Source organism: Tritonibacter multivorans, from assembly GCF_001458415.1.
Classification (GTDB): Bacteria; Pseudomonadota; Alphaproteobacteria; order Rhodobacterales; family Rhodobacteraceae; genus Epibacterium; species Epibacterium multivorans.
In genome coordinates this window covers 2501-24664 of the sequence record NZ_CYSD01000037.1, presented here as the reverse complement: position 1 = coordinate 24664, position 22164 = coordinate 2501, and the positions used below count along the sequence as shown (strand labels likewise).

Annotated in this window: 20 protein-coding genes, 1 tRNA gene and 1 rRNA gene (1 of these 22 running past the window's edge); 13 read left to right on the top strand and 9 right to left on the bottom strand. The window is 60.9% G+C overall.

The genetic code is table 11. From position 1 onward, the window contains the following. The first annotated feature begins 1 nt into the window (after position 1). From TRM7557_RS11180 to TRM7557_RS11160, 5 genes are all read left to right on the top strand, one after another. Positions 2 to 1078, top strand: a complete 1077-nt coding sequence (locus tag TRM7557_RS11180) for a branched-chain amino acid ABC transporter permease (RefSeq protein ID WP_058290301.1) — start codon at positions 2 to 4, stop codon at positions 1076 to 1078. Between the two features lie 126 nt (positions 1079 to 1204). Further along, positions 1205 to 2488, top strand: coding sequence for an ABC transporter substrate-binding protein (locus TRM7557_RS11175; protein WP_058290300.1), 1284 nt, complete (start codon positions 1205 to 1207; stop codon positions 2486 to 2488). Between the two features lie 66 nt (positions 2489 to 2554). Beyond that, a complete protein-coding gene (locus tag TRM7557_RS11170) occupies positions 2555 to 3394 on the top strand; it encodes an ABC transporter ATP-binding protein (RefSeq protein ID WP_058290299.1) in 840 nt (279 codons plus the stop codon). A 15-nt stretch (positions 3395 to 3409) separates the two neighbouring features. Further along, a complete protein-coding gene (locus TRM7557_RS11165; RefSeq protein ID WP_058290298.1) occupies positions 3410 to 4627 on the top strand; it encodes a phenylacetate--CoA ligase family protein in 1218 nt (405 codons plus the stop codon). Between the two features lie 166 nt (positions 4628 to 4793). After that, a complete protein-coding gene (locus TRM7557_RS11160) occupies positions 4794 to 6485 on the top strand; it encodes an ABC transporter permease (RefSeq protein WP_058290297.1) in 1692 nt (563 codons plus the stop codon). Positions 6486 to 6524: 39 nt separating this feature from the next. Here TRM7557_RS11160 and TRM7557_RS11155 read toward each other — a convergent pair whose 3' ends face one another. From TRM7557_RS11155 to TRM7557_RS11135, 5 genes are all read right to left on the bottom strand, one after another. Next, on the bottom strand, positions 6525 to 7385 hold the full coding sequence (locus tag TRM7557_RS11155; protein WP_207382655.1) for a CobW family GTP-binding protein: 861 nt from the start codon (positions 7383 to 7385) through the stop codon (positions 6525 to 6527). 161 nt (positions 7386 to 7546) lie between these two features. Continuing rightward, positions 7547 to 8080: a GNAT family N-acetyltransferase gene (locus TRM7557_RS11150; RefSeq protein ID WP_058290295.1), complete on the bottom strand. Its 534-nt coding sequence runs from the start codon at positions 8078 to 8080 to the stop codon at positions 7547 to 7549. Between the two features lie 130 nt (positions 8081 to 8210). Then, entirely contained in the window at positions 8211 to 9224 is a 1014-nt protein-coding gene (locus TRM7557_RS11145) for an extracellular solute-binding protein (protein ID WP_058290294.1), read from the bottom strand. A gap of 184 nt (positions 9225 to 9408) precedes the next feature. Next, positions 9409 to 9534, bottom strand: a complete 126-nt coding sequence (gene ykgO, locus TRM7557_RS11140; RefSeq protein ID WP_008562923.1) for a type B 50S ribosomal protein L36 — start codon at positions 9532 to 9534, stop codon at positions 9409 to 9411. Positions 9535 to 9615: 81 nt separating this feature from the next. Further along, positions 9616 to 9690: transfer RNA gene (locus TRM7557_RS11135), tRNA-Val, on the bottom strand. A 157-nt stretch (positions 9691 to 9847) separates the two neighbouring features. Here TRM7557_RS11135 and TRM7557_RS11130 point away from each other — a divergent pair. Then, positions 9848 to 10717 carry an N-formylglutamate amidohydrolase gene (locus tag TRM7557_RS11130; protein WP_058290293.1) on the top strand — a complete coding sequence of 290 codons (870 nt, stop codon included), beginning with the start codon at positions 9848 to 9850 and terminating at the stop codon, positions 10715 to 10717. A 6-nt stretch (positions 10718 to 10723) separates the two neighbouring features. Here TRM7557_RS11130 and TRM7557_RS11125 read toward each other — a convergent pair whose 3' ends face one another. Next, the gene (locus tag TRM7557_RS11125) at positions 10724 to 11986 is read right to left on the bottom strand and encodes a DNA polymerase IV (RefSeq protein ID WP_058290292.1); all 1263 of its coding nucleotides are present in this window, start codon (positions 11984 to 11986) and stop codon (positions 10724 to 10726) included. Positions 11987 to 12092: 106 nt separating this feature from the next. Here TRM7557_RS11125 and TRM7557_RS11120 point away from each other — a divergent pair, with 106 nt between their 5' ends. Continuing rightward, positions 12093 to 12503, top strand: coding sequence for an NUDIX hydrolase (locus TRM7557_RS11120; RefSeq protein WP_058290291.1), 411 nt, complete (start codon positions 12093 to 12095; stop codon positions 12501 to 12503). A 468-nt stretch (positions 12504 to 12971) separates the two neighbouring features. Here the strand turns inward: TRM7557_RS11120 and pyrF are convergent, their stop codons facing one another. Then, positions 12972 to 13682: an orotidine-5'-phosphate decarboxylase gene (gene pyrF / locus TRM7557_RS11115; protein WP_058290707.1), complete on the bottom strand. Its 711-nt coding sequence runs from the start codon at positions 13680 to 13682 to the stop codon at positions 12972 to 12974. A gap of 220 nt (positions 13683 to 13902) precedes the next feature. Here pyrF and clpB point away from each other — a divergent pair, with 220 nt between their 5' ends. Then, complete coding sequence (gene clpB / locus TRM7557_RS11110) at positions 13903 to 16521, top strand: ATP-dependent chaperone ClpB (RefSeq protein WP_058290290.1); 2619 nt, start codon at positions 13903 to 13905, stop codon at positions 16519 to 16521. 104 nt (positions 16522 to 16625) lie between these two features. Here clpB and TRM7557_RS11105 read toward each other — a convergent pair whose 3' ends face one another. Next, positions 16626 to 17108, bottom strand: coding sequence for a fasciclin domain-containing protein (locus TRM7557_RS11105; protein WP_058290289.1), 483 nt, complete (start codon positions 17106 to 17108; stop codon positions 16626 to 16628). Positions 17109 to 17354: 246 nt separating this feature from the next. On the opposite strand from TRM7557_RS11105, the gene TRM7557_RS11100 reads away from it, so the two are divergent. Further along, on the top strand, positions 17355 to 18848 hold the full coding sequence (locus TRM7557_RS11100) for an FMN-binding glutamate synthase family protein (RefSeq protein ID WP_058290288.1): 1494 nt from the start codon (positions 17355 to 17357) through the stop codon (positions 18846 to 18848). Here TRM7557_RS11100 and TRM7557_RS11095 read toward each other — a convergent pair. Beyond that, entirely contained in the window at positions 18821 to 19222 is a 402-nt protein-coding gene (locus tag TRM7557_RS11095; RefSeq protein WP_058290287.1) for a hypothetical protein, read from the bottom strand. The two genes, TRM7557_RS11100 and TRM7557_RS11095, sit on opposite strands and share 28 nt — an antisense overlap. Positions 19223 to 19292: 70 nt before the next feature. Between TRM7557_RS11095 and TRM7557_RS11090 the strand changes: the two genes are divergently transcribed. The 4 genes from TRM7557_RS11090 to TRM7557_RS11075 all read left to right on the top strand — a co-directional run. Further along, the gene (locus tag TRM7557_RS11090) at positions 19293 to 19793 is read left to right on the top strand and encodes a winged helix-turn-helix transcriptional regulator (RefSeq protein WP_074941789.1); all 501 of its coding nucleotides are present in this window, start codon (positions 19293 to 19295) and stop codon (positions 19791 to 19793) included. A gap of 104 nt (positions 19794 to 19897) precedes the next feature. After that, entirely contained in the window at positions 19898 to 20800 is a 903-nt protein-coding gene (gene msrP, locus TRM7557_RS11085; RefSeq protein WP_058290285.1) for a protein-methionine-sulfoxide reductase catalytic subunit MsrP, read from the top strand. Between the two features lies 1 nt (position 20801). Further along, positions 20802 to 21437 (top strand): protein-methionine-sulfoxide reductase heme-binding subunit MsrQ, encoded by a 636-nt coding sequence (gene msrQ / locus TRM7557_RS11080; RefSeq protein WP_058290284.1) that lies wholly within the window; start codon positions 20802 to 20804, stop codon positions 21435 to 21437. A 720-nt stretch (positions 21438 to 22157) separates the two neighbouring features. After that, a 16S ribosomal RNA gene (locus TRM7557_RS11075) occupies positions 22158 to 22164 on the top strand; it runs 1451 nt beyond the window's last position.

The following is a 22164-nucleotide window of genomic DNA, read 5'->3' as shown; positions in this document are numbered from 1 at the left end:
GATGTTCTACCGTGAGGCCGGGGATTTCAAACTCTCCTATGAGGCGGACAGCCAGACCTTTCCGATCCGGTTTGACCGGTATCGGTATTATGCGGTGCTGGCGGTGGCCTTTGGCATCATCCCTTTTGTCATCAATGACTATTGGGCCAATGCCATTCTGCTGCCGTTCCTGATCTATTCGATTGCAGCGATCGGGCTGAACATTCTGGTGGGCTACTGCGGGCAGGTGAGCCTTGGCACCGGCGGGTTCATGGCGGTGGGGGCCTATGCCTGCTACAAGCTGATGACCGCTTTTCCCGAGGTGTCCATGTTCATCCATGTGGTTCTGGCGGGGGGCATCACCGGGCTGGTCTGCATTCTGTTTGGCCTGCCAAGCTTGCGGATCAAGGGGTTCTACCTTGCGGTGGCGACGCTGGCGGCGCAGTTCTTTCTGGTCTGGCTGTTCAATCGGGTGCCTTGGTTTTACAACTATTCGGCCTCGGGCCAGATCAATGCGCCCGAGCGGGATACCTTTGGCATTCTGATCACCGGCCCCAATGCGCAGGCCTGGGCGACCTATCTGTTCTGCCTGATTTTCCTGACCGGCTGTGCCGTGATTGCCCGCAATCTGACGCGCGGCACGCAGGGGCGCAAATGGATGGCGATCCGCGATATGGATATTGCCGCTGAAATCATCGGGGTGAACCCGCTGAAGGCGAAACTGTCGGCCTTTGGGGTGTCGGGGTTCTTTATCGGGGTCTCGGGGGCGCTGTTCTTCTCGGTCTATCTGGGTGCGGTGGAAGTGGGCGAGGCGTTCGGAATCAACAAATCATTCCTTGTGCTGTTCATGATCATCATTGGCGGGCTTGGGTCGATCTTTGGCAGCTTTGCGGGCGCGGCGTTTCTGGTGCTGCTGCCGGTGGTGCTGAAGGTCGTGGGCGTCGATGTGCTGGGCTGGCCCACCGATATTGTGGCGCATTTCCAGCTGGTCATCGTCGGCGCGTTGATTGTCACCTTCCTGATCCTGGAGCCCCATGGGCTGGCCCAACTGTGGCGGGTGGCAAAAGAAAAACTGAGACTCTGGCCTTTCCCCCACTAGGGGATCGGCCAGCGGGCTGGGGGTGAAGTGAGGAGCACCCCCAGCCATAGGAAAGGCAGACAAGACAATAGGCGGAAGCGACACAGGCAAGAGCCGTCGGAGTATTTTAAGGGAGGAAGAAAAGTGATGAAGACGAAGCTTACAACAGTGGCGCTTGGCGCGCTTTTGGCCGCCGGCCCGGCTATGGCCGATCTGGTATTCCCGGATCTGAGCTATCGCACAGGCCCCTATGCGGCGGGCGGTATCCCGTTCTCGGATGGCTACAACGACTATTTCACCCTGGTGAATGAACGCGACGGCGGCATTGGCGGCGTGAAGGCGCGCGTGGTCGAATGCGAGACCGGCTATAACACCGAGAAAGGTGTGGAATGCTATGAGGCCACCAAAGGCGAAGGCGCGCTGATCTATCAACCGCTGTCCACCGGCATCACCTATCAGCTGATCCCCAAAGTGACCGCTGATGACATCCCGCTGCACACGATGGGCTATGGTCGGACCTCGGCTGCAAACGGCAAGGTGTTCAGCCATGTGTTCAACTATCCGGCGAACTATTGGAACGGCGCATCCGGCGTGATCAACCACCTGCTGGAGATCAATGGCGGCGATATCAAGGGCAAGAAAATCGCGCTGCTGTATCACAACTCTGCCTATGGCAAAGAGCCGATCCGCACGCTGGAAGAGCTGTCTGCGAAACACGGGTTTGAGCTGAAACTGCTGCCCGTGGATCACCCCGGTCAGGAGCAGAAATCCCAGTGGCTGCAGATCCGCCGTGACCGCCCTGACAATGTTGTCATGTGGGGCTGGGGTGTGATGAACCAGGTGGCCATCCAAGAAGCCGCAAACATCCGTTTTCCGATGGAGAACTTCATCGGGGTCTGGTGGTCCGGTGCGGAACATGACGTGATGGCCGCAGGCGACAAGGCCAATGGCTATAAATCCGTGACCTTCCACAATGTGGGCAGCGATTTCCCGGTGTTTGACGACATGCAGAAATATGTCGTGGACGCAGGCAAGGCCGCGGGTGCGGGCGATAATGTCGGCAAGGTTCTGTACAATCGCGGCATGTACGCAGCGATGCTGGCGGTTGAGGCCGCAAAGACCGCGCAGGACATCCACGGCACTGCTGACATCACCGGTGCGATGATGCGCGACGGGATGGAAGCGCTGGTCATCAACGAGGAAAAGATGGCCGCGCTGGGCATGCCGAACTTTGGCCCGTCCTTTGATGTGTCCTGTGAAAACCACGGCGGCCCCGGCCTTGTGGGCATGACGCAGTGGGATGCCTCCAGCCAGACCTGGTCGCTGATTTCCGACTTTGGCGCCACCGATGGCGAGGTGATCGGTACGCTGGTGGCCGAGGACTCGGGCGCCTATGCGGCGGAAAACAATATCGCGGAACGCTGCAACTAAGCTGCGCTGAGGCGATTTGGTGCGGCGGGCAGTCGCCGCACCCTTTGGATATGAAGGACAAACCAGATGCTGGATGCGGCCAATTCTGACGGGGACGTGCAGGCGGATACCCTGCTTGAGGTCAACAATATCGAAGTGATCTACAACCATGTGATCCTTGTGTTGAAAGGCGTCAGCCTAAACGTGCCAAAGGGTGGGATTACGGCCCTTTTGGGCGGCAATGGCGCGGGCAAGACCACAACGCTGAAGGCGATTTCCAATCTGCTGCTGTCCGAACGCGGCGAGGTCACCAAAGGGTCGATCCGTTATCGTGGGTCGGATGTGCATGCGCAGGACCCCGCAGATCTGGTGAAGAAAGGCGTCATTCAGGTGATGGAAGGCCGCCATTGTTTTGAACATCTGACGGTCGAAGAAAACCTGCTGACCGGCGCTTATACGCGCAGCGACAGTGGCGCGAATATTCAGGCTGATCTTGAGATGGTCTATAACTATTTCCCGCGCCTCAAAGAACGGCGCAAGTCACAGGCAGGCTATACCTCGGGCGGGGAACAGCAGATGGTCGCCATGGGCCGCGCCCTGATGAGCCGCCCCGAAACGATCCTGCTGGACGAGCCGTCGATGGGGCTGGCCCCGCAGCTTGTGGAACAGATTTTTGAGATCGTGAAGTCGATCAATGAACAGGAGGGCGTGACCTTCCTCTTGGCGGAACAGAACACCAATGTGGCGCTGCGCTATGCGCATTACGGCTACATTCTGGAATCGGGTCGCGTGGTGATGGACGGCCCCGCAGCCGAGCTGCGCGAGAACCCGGATGTGAAGGAATTTTACCTCGGCATGTCCGAGGAAGGGCGCAAGAGCTTTCGCGATGTGCGGTCCTACCGCCGCCGCAAACGGTGGTTGAGCTGAGGGGAGGGCGAGAACATGACCTATTTCGACAAACTGGAAACCCGCTCGAGTGATGAACGCGCTGCCGATCTGGGGCGTACCCTGCCCGAACAGATCGCCCGTGCCCTGACCGCTCCCGGCTTTGCCGCGCATCTGCGGGGGGTGGACCCGGCAGCGGTGACCTCGGTTGCCGCACTGGCGGCGCTGCCGGTCTTGCGCAAGTCTGACCTGACCACGGCGCAGAAGCTGCATCCGCCCTTTGGCGGGTTCACCGTGAAACCCGCCTCGGGTTTTGCGCATATCTTTCAGTCGCCGGGGCCGATCTATGAACCCGGTGGGGTGGATCAGGACTGGTGGCGCATGGGGCGGTTTCTGCATGCGGCCGGGGTTGGCGCAGGCGATGTGGTGCAGAACTGCTTTGGCTATCACCTGACGCCTGCGGGGATGATCTTTGAAAACGGCGCGCGCGCTGTGGGGGCAGCGGTGCTGCCTGCGGGCACCGGCCAGACCGAGCTGCAGGTGACAGCGGCGCGCGATGTTGGCGCCACAGCTTATGCCGGGACGCCGGATTATCTGAAGGTGATTTTGGACAAAGCCGACGCGATGGGCGTGCAGCTGGGGTTCAAAAAGGCCGCTGTGGGCGGTGGCGCGCTGTTCCCGAGCTTGCGTCAGGAATACGCTGATCGCGGCATTTCCTGCCTGCAGTGTTATGCGACGGCGGATCTGGGCAATATCGCCTATGAAAGTGCTGCGATGGAGGGGATGATTGTCGATGAACATGTCATCGTCGAAATTGTCACCCCCGGCACCGGCACGCCCGTGGCACCCGGTGAGGTGGGCGAGGTTGTGGTGACGACACTGAACCCGGATTACCCGCTCATTCGGTTTGCCACCGGTGACCTCAGCGCGGTGATGGAGGGCACATCCCCCTGTGGCCGGACCAACACCCGCATCAAGGGTTGGATGGGCCGTGCGGACCAGACCACCAAGATCAAGGGCATGTTTGTCCGCCCCGAACAGGTGGCGCAGCTGGTCGACCGCCACGACGAGATCGTCAAAGCCCGCGTCATTGCCAGTCGCGAGGGGGAAATGGACGTGATGCGCGTCCAGATCGAAGCAACGGGCGGGGATGAGATCAGCTATGCCCGGTCGGTGATGGACGTACTGAAGCTGAAGGGCGCGGTGTCTGTGGTGGCACCGGGCAGCCTGCCGAAGGACGGTTTGGTGATCGAAGACCAGCGCAGTTACGACTGAGCCTGTAAGGTCCGATTATACGCCCGTCCAGCCAGTCTGGGCGGGTATTTTCGTGCCCCGTAGGGCAGTGCGCGAAAGGCTTTCACCGGCGGGTGTCGTCTTTCCGCTGGCAATCCCGACTAAAATCGTTGAGACAGGGTCAACTGCGCTTTATCACCCCTGAGACATGACCGAGACCAGCCCATCCACCGCTTTGAAACCCAACCGCACGTCGAAACGGGCTCAGCGGCAGGGGAGCCGTGTGTTTGCAGGCGTCGCTTGGGGCGTGGCGCTGGCCTGTTTGTTGCCGATGGTCGCTGTGGCCATCGCGGCGCTGACAGGTGGCACCGATACGATCAGCCATCTGGCCGCGACCGTGCTGCCGGAGTATTCGCTGACCACGCTTTACCTTGTGCTGCTGGTGGCCTTTGGCACTCTGCTGATCGGGGTTGGTGCGGCCTGGCTGGTGACGATGTGCGACTTTCCGGGGCGGCGGCTGTTCGAGGTGGCGCTGGTGCTGCCCTTGGCCTTTCCGGCCTATGTGCTGGCCTATGCCTATACCTTCCTTTTGGATCATCCGGGCATTGTGCAGACCACCCTGCGCAATGTGACGGGCTGGGGGCCGCGCGATTACTGGTTCCCCGAGATCCGATCGCTTGGCGGCGCCGCGATCATGCTGATTTTGGTGCTCTACCCCTATGTCTATCTGCTGGCGCGGGCGGCGTTTCTGCAACAAAGCGCCTCGGCCTTTCTGGCGGCGCGGGCGCTGGGCGACAACAGCTGGCGCGCGTTCTGGCGGGTGAGCCTGCCGATGGCGCGCCCGGCGGTGGCCTCGGGCGTGTTGCTGGCGGTGATGGAGACCATCGCGGATTACGGCACGGTGTCCTATTTCGGCGTGCAGACCTTTGCCACGGGCATCTACACCAGCTGGTTTTCCATGGGCGACCGGGCGGGTGCGGCGCAGCTGGCGCTGTGTCTGCTGAGCTTTGCCTTGTTGCTGGCGGTCGCCGAACGGGTCAGCCGGGGACGGGCGCGGTATCACCATGCGGGCAAACGCCATGACGGCATGGCCCCGGCAGAACTGAAGGGGATTGCCGCAGGGGGGGCTGTGGCGCTCTGTGCGGTGCCGGTTTTGCTGGGGTTCCTTGTGCCGCTGGCAGCCTTGGCGCTGATGGGGTTGGAAAGCGAGCAGGATCTGCTGAGCCGACGCTATATCGCCTTTCTGCAAAATTCAGTGACCTTGGCGGGGCTTGCAGCCCTGATCACTTTGGGCGCGGCGGTCTGCCTTGGGTTTTATCAACGTCTGCGGCCGGGCCGGATTTCGGGCATGGCAAATTACCTGTCGCGGCTGGGCTATGCGGTGCCGGGGGGCGTGATTGCGGTGGGGCTGATCGTGCCCTTTGCGACATTTGACAATGCGCTTGATGCCTTTATGCGCGAACAGTTTGGCATCCGCACGGGGCTGTTGATCACCGGGTCGATCTGGCTGTTGGTGATGGCCTATGTGGTGCGGTTTATGGCGGCGGCGCTGGGGGCCTACGAAGGCGGCCAGTCGACGGTCCATGCCAATATGGATGCCGCCGCGCGGTCGCTGGGGCAAAGCCCCTTTGGCATGTTGCGCCGCATTCACCTGCCGATCCTGACGCCCAGCCTGCTGACCGGCCTGTTGATTGTCTTTGTCGACGTGATGAAAGAGCTGCCCGCGACGCTGATCCTGCGGCCTTTCAACTTTGACACGCTGGCGGTGCAGGCGCATCGGCTGGCGGCGGACGAACGGCTGGAGGGCGCGGCGGTGCCGTCGCTGGTGATTATGGCGGTGGGGCTGCTGCCGGTGATCCTGATCTGCCGTCAGGTGGGCCGACAAGCAAACCGCCGCTAAAACGCGGCGGCTGATACGTCCGAGGTCTGCGGCCGAGGGTTACTCGGCGGTCCACCAGCTCTCGATCTCTTCGGTGGTGACGCGGCCTTTGGGGCCAAGCGCGACCAGCAGGTTTTCCGTGGCCTCAACCCGTTTGGCTTCGACATTGCGGCCTACAGCGTGGACCTCGTAGGCGCCCCGGTTGGTCAGCACAAACCCTTTCAGGCGGTACATCCCCTTGGGGCGCGACGCGAGCTTTTCCCCAAGCGCCATGCGGTCAAACACCCGATCGCTTTGATGGCGCCAGGTCACATAGGCCGGATGTGGTGTAGGGGTTTTTTGGCGTGGCAGGGGCACCATGTCCAACAGGATCTGCGCCAGTGGGGCGTTGTGGACGATGGCAGGTGTCCGCGCGCCAAGCTCAGAGAGGAGCTGTTCCAGCGCGTCATCCAGCGCATCGACCTTGTTCACCAGAACCAGATCCGCGGCGGCCACCTGGCCTTTGACCTGAGCGCCAATGGTGTCATCGGCGATCTGTTCAGCCAGCTGCGGCCCGTCGACCACGGTGACCACGCCGCCGTGGGTCAGCCGTGCGTCATTGCTGGCGGCATTGGCGATGGACACCGGGTCCGCGACGCCGCTGGCTTCGATCAGAATGTGGTCGGGGGTGTCTGCACGGGTCATAATGCCGTTCAGGCTCATCCCCAGTTCCTGCGAGAGGTCACAGCAGACGCAGCCGTTTTGCAGCGCCACCACGCCTTCGTCTTTGGTTTTGATCAGCGTCTCATCAATATTGATAGCGCCAAAATCATTGACCAGAATGGCCAGCCGCAGACCGTGATCTTCGCGCAGCAGACGATTGATCAGCGTGGTTTTCCCAGCGCCCAGATAGCCACTGAAAATCGTAACAGGGACCCGCATCAGCGCGCCCCTTTCGCAGAAATGAAAGTCATTGATCCACCCCCAAGTGGTCCACGGGTCTGGTTTTCCAGACCCATTTTGCAGGTGTTATATTGCCGTCATGAAGGGGCGTCTAGGAAAACCAAGGCTTGTTTTGCGGCTTGCGCAAAGTTTCCGTTATCTTACGCCAGTGTTTTGAACAGATAGGTTGTGGCTTCGGGCGTCTTGTCAAAGGGATTGAGGCAGTAACCGGGAATCGCCCCGGCCACGGCAAAGCCCATGCGTTCATAAAGCGTTTGCGAGGGATCACCGCTGCGCGTGTCGAGCACGAGCAGGCGTTTGTTCCGGGCGCGGGCCTCGGCCTCGAGCGCGTCCATCAGGGCGCGGGCCATGCCGTTGCGGCGGGCATCGGGGTGGACCAGCAGCTTGGCCACATCGGCGCGGTGGGGTTGGTTGGGGGGCAGATCGTGTTGCAGCTGAACCGTGCCGACAATCCGCCCTTCGCTATGTGCAACCCACATGGATGTGCCGCCCGCGACGACCTGCGGCAGAACCTTATTGGTCCAAAACGCGCGGGCCTCTGCTTCGGAGAAGGGCAACACAAAGCCGACACTGGCCCCACCGTGAACACAGGCCCACAGAACAGTGGCCAGACCATCCCACAAGAGACTGTCGTTTGTGTCCTGCGGATTTAGTCGTGAAATTTCAAAACGCATTGCGCCTCCCCTGTTCGCAGCCATGCTAGGCGCGGCGGGGGCGCGCTCCAAGGGCGGGGAGGGCGATTGCACAAAAAGAAACAAGCGCGGAGCGGGCCGCGCCTGTTTTTAAAGCTTGGCGTGCGTGGGACTATTTCCAGCGCGCTTCGTTAAACACTTTTTGCGCGGTGGGCAGGGCTTTGGCGACCTCGGAGAGGTTCACATCGTCAGCTTTAAACGCGCCCAGTTGTTTGACGCTGTCGGCCAGTTCAACGCTGGGGACGGTCGGGTATTCGTCGTTGCCGTAGGAGAAATATTTCTGCGCAGACTCAGAGGCGAGGTACTCCAGAAACTTCACCGCATTGTCGCGGTTCGGCGCGTGTGCAGCGAGACCACCGCCGGAGAGGTTCATATGTGCGCCCACGGTGTCCTGAGAGGGGAAGACCCAACCGATCTGGTCGAGGCTGTCGCTGACGCCTTTAACGTTTTTGCGGATCGCGCGGGCGAAGTAATAGGTGTTGGACACGGCAATGTCGCATTCGCCGGACACCAGACCGCGCAGCTGGTCCGTGTCACCGCCTTTGGGCGGGCGGGCCATATTTGCCACGATGCCGTCGGCCCAGTCGCGGGCCGCCTCTTCACCGTGGTGGGTCACGATAGAGGCCATCAGCGTCTGGTTATAGGTGTTGGTGGAAGACCGGATGCAGATCTGGCCTTTGTATTTCGGGTCTGCCAGATCCAGATAGGTCTGCGGCACATCGGTCACGCGGTCTTTGGCATAGAAAATAATGCGCGCGCGCTGGGAGAAGCCGAACCAGGTGTTGTCCTGATCCTGCAGGGCGGCGGGGATGCGCGCTTCGAGGATGTCGCTGTCCACGGGCTGCAGAACGCCCGCCAGTTTTGCACGGGTCAGGCGCGAGGTGTCGGTGGTGATCAGGATATCCGCCGGAGAGTTCGCGCCCTCGGCCGTCATACGGGCGATCAGCTCGTCGGATTTGCCTTCGATTCGGTTGATGGTGATTCCAGTGGCTTTCTCGAAATCGCCATAGAGATTCTCGTCGGTGTCATAATGACGCGCGGAGTAGATGTTCACCACGCCTTCGGCAGCGGCGGTGGTGGCAAGGGCAGAGGCCAGCAGAGTGGCCAGAACAGAAGTGCGCGTCATGATGTGATCCCGTTTAGATTCGGCATGTCAGATTCGGCAGGGGGTAATTCCCTAGTCAAACAGTCAATTAATGGATCTTGGCCGAAATTCAATTGGGCTTGGCCCTAAAACGACAAAAAACCGCATCTGATGATGCGGTTTTCTGGAAACCCCTGAAGGTCTCTTAGGTCTTAGCCCCGGGGAATTAACCCTGGCGTGCTTTGAACCGGCGCTGGGTCTTGTTGATCACGTAAACGCGACCTTTGCGACGCACAACCCGGCAATCACGGTGCCGGTTCTTCAGCGAGCGGAGCGAGTTCTTGACTTTCATGGTCAATCTCCTTTTCTGCGGCGCGAACCAGCGCCTGGGTTTGCGGGGCATCCTGAACAGATGTTCAAGACAGCGAAATCATGGTGGGCGGTACAAGGATCGAACTTGTGACCCCTTCGATGTCAACGAAGTGCTCTACCGCTGAGCTAACCGCCCATGATGCCGAGTGTGAAGCGTTTGTTAGCGCCGTGTGGCGCCCCGCTCCGTGTCGGTGAAGGGGTCTATAAAAGGAGTCGCGGGGGGGCGCAAGAGCTTTTGACGACAAAAATATAAACTCTATGATTTATGTTGAGGCGAGGAAGCGGAGCAGTGCATGTCGGCAGTTGGTTATAGTGTAAATTGGCCCCGTAATTGGGTTTCTCCGGTTATTGTGGCCTCGCCACACAGCGGATCGGACTATCCAAGCGCGTTTTTGGATCGGGCGATTCTGGATGCCCATGAGATTCGCAGCAGCGAAGACGCCTATGTGGACCAGCTGTTTGATGCAGCCCCCGCATTGGGGATGGCATTTTTAACGGCGAATATGCCGCGTGCCTATGTGGATCTGAACCGATCGGTGCAAGAATTGGACCCCGCAGTCATTGATGGTGTGGCGCGGCGCGGGCAAAACCCGCGCGTGGCCTCGGGGCTTGGGGTGATTCCCCGCGTGGTGGCGCAGGGGCGGCCCATTTACAGTGGCAAGATCAGCCAGGCCGAGGCGGCGGCGCGGCTGGATCTGGTCTGGCACCCCTATCACCGGGAATTGCAGCGGCTGTTGAACACCGCACGCACACACATGGGCGAGGCGGTTCTGCTGGATTGCCATTCGATGCCCCGCGAGGCGCTGGATACGCTGGGCAGCGGTGGCAGCAAGCGGGCCGAGATTGTTCTGGGCGACCGTTTTGGGGTGGCCGCAGATGCGCGCATTGTGGAACAGATCGAAGCCGCCTTTGCCGCGGCGGGGTTCGAGGTGGCGCGCAATACGCCTTTTGCCGGGGCCTATATCACCCAGACCTATGGCCGCCCGTCGCGCCGCCAGCATGCGGTGCAGGTGGAAATCGACCGGTCGCTTTATATGGACGAAGAAACGATCCAGCCACATTCGGGTTTTGAGGAAATGCGCGCACGTCTGGCGCAGGTTCTGGCCGAAGTGGCGCGCATTGGGGGCAGCGCACCAGAGGCCGACCGGCTGGCGGCAGAGTAGCGCGGTTTAGCGTTTGCGCAGCGCGCGCCCCTTGATAATGGCCTTATCGCCAAAGCGCGCCCGGATCGCATCCGTGGCGCGTTCTGCATTGGCCCGCTGGCTGGCGCCCGGATCCAGCAGATCATGGGTGCGTTCGCCTTCGCCTTCGTCCACCAGTTCGCTGATGCCACAGCCCAAGAGCCGGAAAGGGCCTTTGTCGACGCTTTGCTGCAAAAGCCCATGCGCGGTGCGGTAGATTTTGTCAGCGATCTGTGTTGGTTCGCGCAAGGACAGGCGCCGGGTCAGGGCCTGATGGTTGGCGCGTTTCAGCTTCAGGGTCACCACGCGGCCTGCAAGCCCGCGCGCCTTGGCCCGGTCTGATACTTTTTCGGCCAGTCGCCACAGGTGCCCCTCGAGCACCTCGAGGCTGGCGGTGTCTTCAAAAAACGTGGTCTCGTTCGAGATCGACTTCACCGGTGCGCGGGCGGTCACTTTGCGCCGGTCCTGACCGCGCGCCAGGTGCCAAAGCCGTTCGCCCATTGACCCAAACCGCTGATTCAGTCCGTCGCGTTCCCAGCGCAGCAGATCGGCAAAGGTGCGAATCCCCGCCGCGTCCAGACTGGCTTGGGCGGCCGGGCCAATGCCCCAGATCAGCCGCACCGGGCGGTCGCGCAGGAACGCATCGGTGCCTGCCTTGTCGATCACAAAGAACCCGCGCGGCTTGTCCATGTCGGATGCCACCTTGGCGAGGAACTTATTGTGGCTGAGGCCAATCGATCCGGTGACGCCCAGTTCGTCCTTCATCCGTTTCACCAGCCCCGCCAGCATCACCGCAGGTGGCGCGCCGTGCAGGCGCTGGGTGCCGGAGAGATCCATGAACGCCTCGTCCAGCGACAGGGGTTCCACATCCGGGGTCAGGTCCAGCATCATCGCGCGAATGGCGCGGCTGACCTCGGCATAGACTTCCATGCGGGGTTTGATGACCACCGCATCCGGGCAGAGCTTTAGCGCCTGAAACATCGGCATGGCCGATTTCACCCCGCGAATGCGGGCCACATAACAAGCGGTAGAGACCACGCCCCGCGTGCCGCCGCCAATAATGACGGGTTTGTCGGCCAGCTCTGGGTTGTCGCGTTTTTCCACGCTGGCGTAGAAGGCGTCGCAGTCCATATGCGCAATGGTCAGATCGAACAGCTCTGGGTTGGACACCACGCGGGGGCTGCGGCACTGCGTGCAGCGGCGGGTGCCATCCGGCAGGGGGGTCAGACATTCGCGGCAAAGGGCGGGCATGGCGGCATCGCAAAAAGGGTGGACGACACAGGCCCCGACGCTAGGGTCGCGGCTGTGTGCATTTATATGTGTCCAGTTACACGGGCTGAGGGGCAGGGAACAAGCCATGAGCGATCAGGATTTCATTGGCGCCAAGCTGGCGCTGTTCATTGGCGTCGAACTGGTGGTGATCCTGCGCGACGACAAACCCGACATTCCCTTTCCCGCCCATTGGGATTTTCCCGGCGGCGGCCGCGAAGACGGAGAGAGCCCCGCGGCCTGCGTGCTGCGTGAAACCGGCGAAGAGATCGGCCTGCATCTGTCAGAAGACGACCTGAGCTATGCCCGCTGCCATCAGACCACGTCGCAGGCCGCGTGGTTCTTTGCCGCCCATCTGCCCGCAAGTCGGGCACAGGACATTGAGCTGGGCGATGAGGGCCAGTGCTGGCAGTTGATGTCCCCTGCGGCCTATTGTGAGCACCCCAAGGGCGTGCCCAATTTTCAGTCCCGCCTTAAGGATTACCTCGATCAGCGATAGGCTGTCCCCAAAAAGAAAGGCCCCCGCACTGATGGCGGGGGAAGGTGACGAGGTGCTGGTAAAGGCACCCGTCTTGGGGAGTGTACCGAGGAGGCCGCTGGTTCCAGCTGGCCAAATGTCCTGTGGCCGCAACAGGGCCAAAAAAGAGGGTCTTGGGGATCTCTCTGGGTCCCAGAGTCGGGGATCGGCGGGAGTTTGGCAAAGCAAAGTTTTGCAAAACTGCGCCCCAAGGCGCGAGATTGGCCGGATTTCGCGCGTAAAACCTCAGAAAAATTTCCGAAATCGAACATCGAAGCCTGAGGTTTTTCCTGTGCTTCCGGGGCCTTGCCGAGTGGTAGGGCTGGGAAAATTCAGAAGTTTACGCAGGGTCAGTGTCGGCGGATTTTTGCCGGTTGGGGTGCCTAAATATTGGGAGCGAAGGCTATATGCCCCCTCCATCTGGGGAAGGGGCGCGGTTTGTTGCGGGGATCAGGCGGTTGCGGCCTGCATTTCCGCCAGAATATCCAGTGCTGCTTTGCGCGGGTCGGCGGCCTGCCAGATCGGGCGGCCTACGACCATGTGGTCTACGCCATTTGCCAGGGCCTGTGCGGGCGTGGTGACACGTTTCTGATCGCCAAGCGCGGCACCGGCGGGGCGGACGCCGGGGGTGACGATCAGCTTGCCGGTCGCTTCGGGCAGCGCACGGATCAGCGCGGCTTCCTGTGGGCTGGCGATGACGCCATCGGCGCCGGCCTCCAGCGCGCGGCCTGCGCGTTCCTGCACCAGATCGGTGATCTCACCGGGTTTGATCAGCGCGCCGTCCAGGTCGTCGCGGTCCAGCGAGGTCAGAATGGTCACCGCCAGGATTTTCATTTCGCTGTTTGCGGCACCTTCCTGCGCGGCCTTTACCACATAGGGGTCACCGTGCACGGTGAGGAAATCCAGATCGAACTGCGCCAGCCCACGCACCGCGTTTTCGACCGTCGCGCCAATGTCGAAAAGCTTCATATCAAGGAAGATCTTTTTGCCCAATTCGGTTTTCAGCTCATTGGCCAGGGCCAGCCCGCCGCCGGTCAGCATGCCAAGGCCAATTTTGTAGAAAGATACGGCATCGCCCAGCTGCTCGGCCAGTTTCAGGCCCTGAATAGCATTGGGAACATCCATGGCGACGATCAGGCGGTCATCAGCGGTCACGGGCATCGGGAACTCTCCATCTGGGATTTTCGCCTTCCTAAAGGGATTGGGGACATCGGGGAAGGGCGCATTTGACATCTGTCAACGCAATCGGAAACTCTTGTTGCTATACCCCTCTTGAAGAGGCGGGTTTTATGCCCAAATCTTAGCCTGAGGCCTGACACCGGGGCGTGCCGCAAAGCGGGCGCCGCCAACCACGTCGGGCGCTTGTAGAAGGAGAGACAAGATGGACTTGAACAAGTTCACAGAGCGGGCACGGGGATTCGTGCAGGCGGCGCAGACCATTGCGCTGCGTGAAGGGCATCAGCGTCTGGTGCCGGAACATATTCTAAAAGCATTGATGGATGACGATCAGGGCATGTCTGCCAATCTGATCGCCCGCGCAGGCGGCGATGCGGCGCGCGTGCGCGAGGTGCTGGAGGCGGCTGTGAACAAGCTGCCGCAGGTGTCGGGCGATGGCAGCCAGATCTATATGGACGGCCAGACCATGAAGGTCCTGGACGAGGCCCAAAAGATCGCGGAAAAAGCGGGCGACAGTTTTGTCCCGGTGGAACGCGTGCTGATGGCGCTGGCGCTGGTGAAATCCAAGGCAAAGGACGCGCTGGAGGCGGGCAAAGTCACGGCGCAAAAGCTGAATGAGGCGATCAATGATCTGCGCAAGGGGCGCACGGCGGACAGTGCGTCGGCCGAAGACGCCTATGAGGCGCTGAAGAAATACACCATCGACCTGACCGAACGTGCCCGCGCAGGCAAGATCGACCCGATCATTGGCCGCGACGAGGAAATCCGCCGCTCCATGCAGGTTTTGTCCCGCCGCACCAAGAACAATCCGGTGCTGATCGGGGAGCCGGGCGTGGGTAAAACCGCGATTGCCGAAGGCATGGCCCTGCGCATTATCAATGGCGATGTGCCAGAAAGCTTGCGCGACAAACGCCTGCTGGCGCTGGACATGGGGGCCTTGATCGCCGGTGCGAAATATCGCGGCGAATTTGAAGAACGTCTGAAATCCATCCTGACCGAGGTCACCGAGGCCGCGGGCGAGATTGTGCTGTTCATTGACGAGATGCACACGCTGGTGGGTGCGGGCAAATCCGATGGCGCCATGGATGCGGCCAACCTGATCAAACCGGCACTGGCGCGCGGGGAGCTGCACTGCATCGGGGCCACCACGCTCGATGAATACCGCAAGTATGTGGAGAAAGACGCGGCCCTTGCCCGCCGGTTCCAGCCCGTACAGGTGCAGGAACCCACGGTGGAGGACACGATTTCCATCCTGCGGGGCATCAAAGAGAAATACGAGCTGCACCACGGGGTGCGCATTGCCGATGCGGCGCTGGTGTCGGCGGCAACCCTGTCGAACCGCTACATCACCGACCGCTTCCTGCCGGACAAAGCCATCGACCTTGTGGACGAGGCCGCGAGCCGTCTGCGCATGGAAGTGGACAGCAAGCCCGAAGAGCTTGATGCGCTGGACCGTCAGATCCTGCAGATGCAGATCGAGGAAGAAGCACTGAAGCTGGAAGACGACAGCGCGTCGCGGGACCGGTTGGAGGTGCTGCAGAAAGAACTCGCCGATCTACAGCAGCAATCTGCCCAGATGACCGCGCAGTGGCAGGCGGAACGGGACAAGATGGCTTCGGCCACCGAGGTCAAGGAACAGCTGGAGCGCGCGCGTTCGGATCTGGAGATTGCAACGCGCGAGGGCAATTTTGCCCGCGCGGGCGAGCTGTCTTATGGCATTATCCCAGAGTTGGAAAAGCAGTTGGCCGAAGCCGATGGCAAGGAGGCCGAGGGGCGCATGGTTGATGAGGCGGTCCGCCCCGAGCAGATCGCCGAGGTGGTGGAGCGCTGGACCGGTATCCCAACGTCGAAAATGCTGGAGGGCGAGCGCGAGAAACTGCTGCGGATGGAAGACGAGCTGCATTCCCGTGTGATCGGGCAGAACGCGGCTGTGACGGCGGTGGCCAATGCGGTGCGCCGGGCGCGCGCTGGCCTCAACGATGAAAACCGCCCGCTGGGGTCGTTCCTGTTCCTCGGGCCGACCGGCGTCGGCAAGACCGAGCTGACCAAAGCCGTGGCCGAGTTCCTGTTTGACGACGACAGCGCCATGGTGCGCGTCGATATGTCGGAGTTCATGGAGAAACACGCGGTGGCCCGTCTGATTGGCGCGCCTCCGGGCTATGTGGGCTATGACGAAGGCGGGGTTCTGACCGAGGCTGTCCGTCGCCGCCCCTATCAGGTGGTGCTGTTTGACGAGGTCGAAAAGGCCCACCCGGATGTGTTCAACGTGTTGTTGCAGGTGCTCGATGATGGTCAGCTGACCGATGGGCAGGGGCGCACGGTGGATTTCAAGCAGACGCTGATCATCCTGACGTCGAACCTTGGCGCGCAGGCGCTGAGCCAGCTGCCGGAAGGCGCCGATAGCGGCGATGCCAAGCGCGATGTGATGGACGCGGTGCGGGCGCATTTCCGGCCTGAGTTCCTGAACCGTCTGGATGAGACCGTGATCTTTGATCGTCTGGCGCGCGAGGACATGGACGGGATCGTTGATATCCAGCTGGCGCGGCTGCTCAAGCGTCTGGCGGGTCGCAAGATCACGCTGGAGCTGGATGAGGCCGCCAAGACCTGGCTCGCCGACGAAGGCTATGACCCGGTGTTTGGTGCCCGCCCCCTGAAGCGGGTGATCCAGCGCGCGCTGCAGAACCCGCTGGCCGAGGCGCTTTTGGCGGGTGACATTCGCGAAGGCGACAGTGTGTCCGTCGGGGCCGGAGCTGAGGGTCTGTTGATCGGGGACCGGGTTGGCGCCTCGGATCGGCCGCGGCCGGAGGATGCGGTTGTGCACTAAGCGCGCGCTTGCCCGCTGCACGGACCGTGCCGCACGCACATATATATAGAGTGGCCCCTCGCCGTGGATCGGCGGGGGGCTTTTTCTATTTCGCGGGGGGGGCGTTACTTGGGCAGCAGCACTTTGTCGATCACATGGATCACCCCGTTAGAGGCGATGATGTCGGCGCTGGTCACTGTGGCATCGTTGACCTTCACACCATGGGTGCCGTTGACGTGCACATTCTGGCCCTGAACGGTGGCCACCGATAGGCGCTGGCCTGCCAGCTGGTCCGAGGTCACGGCACCGGGCACCACGTGATAGGTCAGAACCTTCACCAGTTGATCCTTGGTTTCGGGCATCAACAGCGTGTCGACCGTGCCTGCGGGCAGGGCGGCGAAGGCGGCGTTGGTGGGGGCAAAGACGGTGAAAGGCCCATCGCTTTTGAGCGTGTCGACCAGACCTGCGGCGCTTACGGCAGCCACAAGGGTCGAAAAGTCACTGTTGCCTGCGGCAATATCGACAATATCGGGTTCTTTGGTCATAGTGGCACAGGCGCTGAGGGTCAGGGCAGCGGCGCTCAGGCTCAGAAAAAAGCGGCGTTTCATGGGTTTGGTCCTCCCGTTCTGGTCCCGGCGTTGTGCCGGAACTTCAGGGGACTTACGCGCCAAAGAACCGGCTGGTTCACCTTCTGCGCCCAATCATTTGTCTGGAAATCGCGGCCTTTCGCCCTAAGCTCGGGCGCGATCAGATTTCCACACACGATTTTGTGATGTTTTGCGCGCAGAGTTCCCCGCAGGTTTCCGGCACCGAGGCCTTAGATAGGAGCCAGCCACTGGAGAGGGAGCGGGAAGATGGGATTTGCAATGCAGGCGTTGTCGGGGCTGGCCGTGGTTTTTGTCATTGCGATTGGGCTGCTGGTGCTGGCTGCGGTGATCATGTTTGTCGCGGACCTGACCCAGACCCATGATGCGATCCGCCGGAATTACCCGGTGATTGGGCGGTTCCGCCATCTGTTCAGCGCGCTGGGCGAATTCTTTCGCCAGTATTTCTTTGCCATGGACCGGGAAGAGCTGCCGTTCAACCGTGCACAGCGGCATTGGATCGAACGCGCCGCTGAGGGCGAAAGCAATACGATTGCTTTTGGATCGACCCGCAATCTGTCCGTGCCGGGCACGCCGATCTTTGTCAATTCGCCCTTTCCGCCGCTTGATAATCAGGCTGCCAAAACTGCGCCGATGCAGATCGGGCCAACCGCGCGGGTGCCTTATATGGCGCCGTCGTTCTTTAATATCTCGGGCATGAGCTATGGGGCGCTGTCGCGGCCTGCGGTCACGGCCCTTAGTCGCGGTGCGCGCGATGCGGGCGTGTGGCTGAACACCGGCGAAGGGGGGCTCAGCCCGTTTCATCTGGACGGCGGCTGCGACATTGTTTTCCAGATTGGCACCGCGAAATACGGGGTGCGCGATGAAGACGGGCGCTTGAGCGATGACAAACTGCGCGACGTCAGCGCCCACCCGCAGGTGCGGATGTTTGAGCTGAAGCTCGCGCAGGGCGCAAAGCCCGGTAAAGGCGGCATTCTTCCGGCGGCCAAGGTGAATGCCGAGATCGCCGCGATCCGGGGGATCAAGGAAGGGGAGGCCAGTATCTCGCCCAACCGCCATCCGGAGATTGCCGATTATGACCAGCTGTTGGATATGGTGGCCCATATCCGCGAGGTGACCGGCAAGCCGGTGGGCATCAAGACGGTCGCAGGGTCAGAGACCGCCATGCGCGAGATGTTCATGAACTTTGCCGCGCGCCCCGAGGATGTGCCGGATTTTGTCACCGTGGATGGCGGCGAGGGCGGTACGGGTGCGTCGCCGATGCCGCTGATGGATCTGGTGGGCATGTCGGTGCGCGAGGCGCTGCCACTGGTCTGTGACCTGCGCGATGAATACGGGCTGAAGGAGCGGATCCGCCTGATTGCCAGCGGCAAGCTGGTCAATCCCGGCGATGTGGCCTGGGCGCTGGCGGCGGGGGCGGATTTTGTCACCTCGGCGCGCGGGTTCATGTTCTCGCTTGGCTGTATTCAGGCGCTCAAATGCAACAAGAACACCTGCCCCACTGGTATCACCACCCATGACCCGCGATTCCAGCAGGGGCTGGTGGTGACCGAGAAATGCCACCGCGTGGCGGCCTATGCCAATGGTGTGATCCACGAGGTGGAGACCATTGCCCATTCGGTTGGCGTGACCGAGCCCCGCCTGATGCGTCGCCGCCATGTGCGGATTATGGGCGAAGACGGGGTCTCGGTGCCGATGAATGTGCGCCAGCCCTCTTATGGCAGCAGCGGCAGTAATGCCTGATTGGGGAACAGCAGGGCGGCCAGCAGCGCCAGTGCAATGGCGGCGAACACCCAGGACGCCCGGCGCAGGGTGGGGTGGCCGCTCCAGGTTTGCATCAATACGGCAGCGCCCCCATTGGACAGGATGCCAAGGGCCAGAACCTCGTGGCTGACCGCGCCCCCAAGGGCCGCGACCAGCCCTGACATATACATGCCGATCAAGACCAAAAGCGTCAGCCCATAGAGCCGATAGGTCAGCGGGCTGTCGCCATATTGCGCCATCAGACCGTTCAGCCGCTTTTGCGGCGCGAACAGAAACAGATGGGTCAGCCCCAGCGTGACAAGGATCTTCAGCCCCAAGATCAGGGCAAGCGGGTTCATTGAGACATCAGCCATGATGGTCCCCTGTTTGATGATTCTAGGTTTGAATTTTGAACTTAGCTCACGGTGCGCTATCTGGGTTCACATGTCAAACTCAGAATCACATGCGTCGCCCTCTGTTCCTGAAACCGTTATTGCCGACAGCGATTTCCCTGTGGCCGATTGCGGTCTGGCGCGGGCGGCGCGGCTTCTGGGCGACCGCTGGATGCTGCTGATCCTGCGGCAGCTGTTTTACGGCGCGCACCGCTTTGAAGAAATGCGCGAGGCGCTGAAGATCCCGAAATCCGTGCTGTCCACACGGCTGTCTGCGCTGATCGAGGCCGGTCTGGTTGAGACCCGCGATTACCGCGAGGCAGGCAGCCGCACCCGCAAGGCCTATTACCTGTCCACGGCGGGCGAAGGGCTGGGGTTGTCGTTCCTGGCGCTTCTTGGGTGGGGGAACAAATACTTTCCCGAAGATTTCGACCCAATTCACCCGGTGGATGCCACCACACGGCGGCGGTTGAAGCTGATGCTGGTGGATGCGGAAACCGGCGAACGCGCCGACCTGACGCAGGTGAAGTTGACCCGCACCCCCGCGAACTGAGCGCGCCATGTTACAGGTCCGGCACGGCATTGTTATAAAGCTTTGGTTTTCCTGTTAACGCGCGCGAACTAGGTTCAGTGCAAGACCAATAGGAGTTTTCCCCAATGGCCAAGCGCTGGACCAATGACCTTACTGCTGCCGATGTAACCCCCGAAGCCCTGTTCTGGAACCGCCGCAAGCTGCTGGCTGGCATGGCAGGCGCTGGGCTGGGCTCCATCGCCGGGGGCGCTGTGGCCGAAGAGGGGCTTGCGACCAACACCTGGGAAGAGGTCACCAGCTACTGCAATTTCTACGAATTCGGCACCGGCAAGGAAGATCCGTCTTACTATGCCGGGGCAATGACCACCTCGCCCTGGTCGGTGGAGATCGACGGGCTGGTCGACAATCCCGGTTCCTATGGGTTTGAACAGATCCTCGAGGCGATGACGCTTGAGGAGCGCATCTACCGCTTCCGCTGTGTCGAGGCCTGGTCGATGGTGATCCCGTGGCAGGGGTTCGAACTGGCGGATCTGCTGGCCCTTGCAGGCGTGCAGGACGGTGCGAAATACGTGGCTTTTGAAACGCTGCTGCGCCCCGATGAGATGCCCGGCGTGCGTTATCCTGTGATTGACTGGCCCTACCGCGAAGGGCTGCGTCTGGACGAGGCGATGAACCCGCTGACGATTATGGCCACCGGGATCTTTGGCAAACCGCTGCCCAATCAGAACGGCGCGCCCCTGCGACTGGTGGTGCCGTGGAAATACGGGTTCAAGTCGATCAAATCGGTGGTGAAGATCACGCTGACCGATCAGGAGCCGCCCACCAGCTGGAATATGGCCAATGCGAGGGAATACGGGTTCTATTCCAATGTGAACCCTAACGTGAACCATCCCCGCTGGAGCCAGGCCTCTGAACGCAAGATTGGTGGCGGGCTCTTTGCCAAACGCCAGCCGACCCTGATGTTCAATGGCTATGAGGCCGAGGTGGCATCCCTCTACGAGGGGATGGATCTGGCGAAACACTTCTAAGATGGAACCCGTGAACCGCGCCCTGCGCCGCATCCCGCCGTGGTCTCTCTATATCCTGGTCGCGGCATGGGTCCTGTGGATGTTCTGGCAAGGGCTTCAGGGGCATTTGGGCGTGGATCCGGTCAAGGTGCTGGAACATACCTATGGCGAACGCGCGCTGCAGCTGCTGATAGCGGGCCTTGCGGTCACACCATTGCGGCGGTTTTTCGGGCTGAACCTGATGCGGTTTCGCCGGGCGCTGGGGCTGACGGCCTTTGGGCTGGTGCTGTGCCACCTTCTGGTGTGGCTGGTGCTGGATGTGCAAATTGTCACGCAGATCGTGGCTGACGTTCTGAAGCGTCCCTATATTACAATTGGCATGCTGGGCTTTGCCCTGATGCTGCCGCTGGCTGTGACCTCCAACAATTGGTCGATCCGCAGGCTTGGAGCACGCTGGCGCGTTCTCCACCGCCTGACCTATGGGGTCGGTCTTCTGGCGGGGCTGCACTATGTGATGCTGGCCAAAGGCTTTCAGCTAGAGCCGCTTCTTTATTTCGCTGTGATCTTGGGCCTCGTTCTTGCGCGCGTGGATTGGAAAGCCTGCCTGATCCGCTCTGACCGGGCCAATGCACGCAGAGATTCCCTGCAAAACCCGTGATCGCGCGCCTGAATTGGCTGTTCGGACTGGATTTTGAGCGTCTGAAATCAAAAAGATCAAAAAATCATCGATGTAAGCTGTTGTTTTTGTTTGTCTTTATAGGTTTTTGGAAGAAAGTTTGCGTTTTTGTGCAGAAACCGCTTGCGGCTATTGGGGTATAACCTTAGAACCCCCTTCACCGGCGGCGCTGAGGCGCTACGGGGCGCGGCGGCGACGCTGCACTGGCCGCAAGGCGGACACATCGGAGAGACGGTGATGACGGGTCGGAAAGACGATCGTGACGGCAGGAAAGACTGCAGACGCTCAGGAGAGACTGGGGCATCTTTGATGTATGGCAGGCGGTGCGCTGAGAGATTGGCGTTACGGTCCTGTTTTTGACCTCTGGAGGTCGGCGTTGAAGGTGTTGCTCTTTGACATTGTTGGATGACTGAAGAGATATGTGGGCGGTTTGGTTCATTTCGATGGATCAACGTCTGTACATATCGCGCTCTTAGAGGCCTTAGGGTTTCGATGATAGAGTGTCAGCTTCACTGTCTTGTTCGGCTTCGGTTTCTTTTGAAACCAAGCACAAACAGACAGAGAAATATGAATGTTCGTTTCGAGTTCCTAGCCGGGTTCGAAGCCGTGCTATGCGAGGCCCGTCCTCAAGTGGCGAAAGCGGTAGGACATTCAAAAATGTGCAGAGGTTCGAACGTCAAGGATATGCTTGTAAGAGCATTTCAACTTG